The 3,102-nt window shown below is 71.3% G+C and carries 5 protein-coding genes and 1 pseudogene; 1 reads left to right on the top strand and 5 read right to left on the bottom strand.

Annotation, left to right across the window (positions count from 1 at the left end; genetic code table 11):
- The 5 genes from HMPREF3105_RS02485 to rpmH all read right to left on the bottom strand — a co-directional run.
- A partial coding sequence (locus tag HMPREF3105_RS02485) for a Jag family protein (protein ID WP_070708705.1) occupies positions 1-519 on the bottom strand: 519 nt, incomplete at its 3' end.
- A 2-nt stretch (positions 520-521) separates the two neighbouring features.
- The gene (yidC, locus tag HMPREF3105_RS02490; RefSeq protein WP_010079777.1) at positions 522-1,520 is read right to left on the bottom strand and encodes a membrane protein insertase YidC; all 999 of its coding nucleotides are present in this window, start codon (positions 1,518-1,520) and stop codon (positions 522-524) included.
- 5 nt (positions 1,521-1,525) lie between these two features.
- On the bottom strand, positions 1,526-1,894 hold the full coding sequence (yidD, locus tag HMPREF3105_RS02495) for a membrane protein insertion efficiency factor YidD (protein ID WP_020628390.1): 369 nt from the start codon (positions 1,892-1,894) through the stop codon (positions 1,526-1,528).
- A complete protein-coding gene (gene rnpA / locus HMPREF3105_RS02500; protein WP_020628391.1) occupies positions 1,895-2,293 on the bottom strand; it encodes a ribonuclease P protein component in 399 nt (132 codons plus the stop codon).
- Positions 2,294-2,321: 28 nt separating this feature from the next.
- Positions 2,322-2,459 (bottom strand): 50S ribosomal protein L34, encoded by a 138-nt coding sequence (gene rpmH / locus HMPREF3105_RS02505; protein ID WP_002856443.1) that lies wholly within the window; start codon positions 2,457-2,459, stop codon positions 2,322-2,324.
- A 342-nt stretch (positions 2,460-2,801) separates the two neighbouring features.
- Here rpmH and HMPREF3105_RS02510 point away from each other — a divergent pair.
- A pseudogene (locus HMPREF3105_RS02510) lies at positions 2,802-3,102 on the top strand (chromosomal replication initiation protein DnaA); the annotation flags it as partial.

The raw sequence follows: 3,102 nt of genomic DNA on the forward strand, positions 1-3,102 counted from the left end.
GGCGTCCGCGACGACGTCGTGGACGATCTTGCGCTCGTACGCGCCCATGGGCTCGAGGTGCACGGGACCCTCGCCGGCGCGGACGCGCTCGACGGCCGCCTGGGCGGCGGTGCGCAGGGCGACGTTGCGGCGCTCCCGGTGCCCGCAGACGTCCAGGATCAGCCGGGAGCGGTGCCCCGTGGCGGCGAGCACGGCCAGCCGGACGAGCTCCTGCAGGGCCTCCAGGGTGCGGCCGTCGGGGCCGACGAGGCCGTCCAGGCGCTCATCGTGGTCCTCGGAGACGACGGACACGTACGTGCGCCCGTCGCGGACCTCGATGTCGATGTCCCCGTCCAGGTCCGCGATGTCGAGCAGCTCCTCGACGTAGTCCGCGGCGACGTCGCCCTCCTCCTCGAGGCGGCGCACCGCCTCCGAGACGGCGGCACCGTCCTGCTCCGCGACGCGAGAGCCCTGGCCCACGGGGGTCTCGACGACGGCGTCCTCGGCCTCGGGGGCCGGGGTCACGTTCTCGGCGGACATGCTCACTTCCTCCTGCGGTTCTTGCGCTGGGGCTGGACGCGCTGACCCGACTGGCGGACGACCTCACCGTTCAGCACGGCACCGCCGCGGCCCGCCTGGGTGTGCGCGGACGAGGGCGTGGCCTCGGCGTTCGACACCTTCTGGCCCACGGGGGGCAGGCCCTTGGCGGCGCGGCGCTCGTTGAGCTCCTTCTCGGCGAGGGAGCCCGGGGTCGGGTTGTTGCGGATGATCCACCACTGCTGGCCGACGGCCCAGAAGTTGGAGTAGGTCCAGTACAGGAGCACGCCGATCGGGAAGTTGATGCCGCCGATGCCGAAGATCAGGGGCATGGCGTAGAGCATGATCTGCTGCGTCTGCATCATGGGCCCGGAGAGGGCCTGCTGCGTCATGTTCTTCGTCATGAGCATCTTCTGCATGAAGAACATCGAGCCCGACATGAGCAGGATCAGCACGATCGCCGTGACGATCACGGGCCCGCTGCCCGGCGCGCCGAGCGAGTTCATGAAGGTGTCCGACATGCGGGCGCCGAAGATCGTGGAGCCCTCGAAGGAGCGGATCTGGTCCGCGGACAGGGCGTCCATGGCCTCGCCGCGCTCCGCCGCGCCGCGGGCGCCGATCAGCACCTGGTAGAGCGCGAAGAAGAACGGCATCTGGATCAGCAGCGGCAGGCAGGCGGCGAACGGGTTCGCCTTGTGCTCCTTCATGAGCGCCTGCTGCTCCATGGCCATGGCCTGGCGGGAGAGCTGGTCCTTCTTGCCCTTGTACTTGGCCTGCAGCTTCTGCAGCTCGGGCTGGATGGCCTGCATGGCGCGCTGCGCCTTGATCTGCTTGACGAACAGCGGGATCAGCAGGGTGCGGATGAGCACCACCAGCAGGAGGATGGACAGGGCCCACGTCCAGCCGGAGTCCGCGGGCAGGCCCGCAAACTCCAGGATGCTGTGGAACGCCCCGAGCAGCCAGGACATCAGCCAGCGGAACGGGGAGAGGATGGCTTCGAACATGGGGGTCAATCCTCCTGCGGGAGATCAGGTGGGATGGGAGGGTGGTTCAGGGTGAGGATGCGCGGCTGCCGGCCCGGCGGCCAGCGTCGGTGCCCGGGCGGGACCGGGTCCACGCCGCCGTCGTTCCAGGGATGGCACCGGCCGATGCGCCGCGCGGCGAGCCACGACCCCTTGACCGCGCCGTGCACGTGCACGGCCTCCAGCCCGTAGGCGGAGCAGCTGGGGAAGAACCGGCACACGGGTCCGTACAGCGGGGAGACCACGGCCCGATAGACCGTGAGCAGGCCGGCCAGCAGGGCGGACGGCAGCGCGCGCAGCGGCCCCCACTCACGGGAGGGCTCGAGCACGACGAAGGGCGAGGGCGTGACGGTCATCTACGCGGGCTCCGAGGCGGCGGGCAGATGCGGCTTCAGGGCCTTGCCGAGCGCGCCGACGGTCTCGCGGCGCAGCAGCGCGTAGTCCGCCTCGGCGGCGGCCGGCAGCGCGCGGACCTGCACCAGAACCGGCAGGTCGCGCAGCGGGGGCAGGCGCATCTGATCCGCGACGACGGCGCGCAGCCGCCGCTTCACCCGGTTGCGGGTCACCGCGTTCCCCACGGCCTTGGACACGACGAACCCGGCCCGCGGCCGAGGGGCGCTCGGCGACGTGGACCGGGTCTGATCGGGGTCCGTGGCGACGCTCACCACGACGGTGCGCCGACCCGCGCGGGTGCCGGTGCGACCGAGGTGACGGAACTCCGCGGGCGTGCGGACGCGACGGTCACGGGGCAGCACGGGGCGCGCCGTCCCTGGACCGAGGTCCTCAGGCGGACAGCTCGGCGCGGTTCTTGCCGCGGCGAGCGGACAGGATGGCGCGGCCGGCGCGGGTGCGCATGCGGGCACGGAAGCCGTGCTTGCGGGCACGACGGCGGTTGTTGGGCTGGAACGTGCGCTTGGTCACTGTGATCTCTCCACGACGTGTTGTGTGCCTTCGACCGTCGACCTGAGCAGGTGGACCAGGGGGAAGGACCGGTGAGGCTCTGACATGAAATCCCCGGCGGGCACGATCAACCGACACCCGGGGGACCAGACAACTCTAGTGGCCGGGGTACGCAGGGGTCAAACGGGTGCGCGCGGATCCCGGACGCCCGTGGGCGCCCGGGACGGTCGTCCACAGGATGATAGGGGTTGTCCACCGTCTGTGCACAACCCTGTGGACAACCGTTAGACTCCGAGCACCGTCGTCCGTCTCGCGCAGCCGCCCCCGTCCTCGGGGACGTCTGCCCCAGGAAAGGAAGCCTCCGTGGTGGCAGACCAGGCCGTGCTCAGCTCGTGGCGCTCCGTCGTGGGCTCCCTCGAGGACGACGCGCGGGTCAGCGCCCGCCTCATGGGCTTCGTCTACCTGGCCCAGCCGCAGGGCCTCATCGGCAACACGCTCCTGCTGGCCGTGCCGAACGAGACCACCCGCGAGACGCTCCAGGGCACCCAGGTGGCCGACGCCCTCACGGACGCCCTGACCAAGGAGTTCCGCGAGGAGATCCTGCTGGCCATCTCGATCGACGCGAACCTGCAGCCGCCGCGGACCCCCTCGTCCGAGGCCCGCC

The organism is Micrococcus sp. HMSC31B01, assembly GCF_001816085.1.
GTDB lineage: Bacteria > Actinomycetota > Actinomycetes > Actinomycetales > Micrococcaceae > Micrococcus > Micrococcus luteus.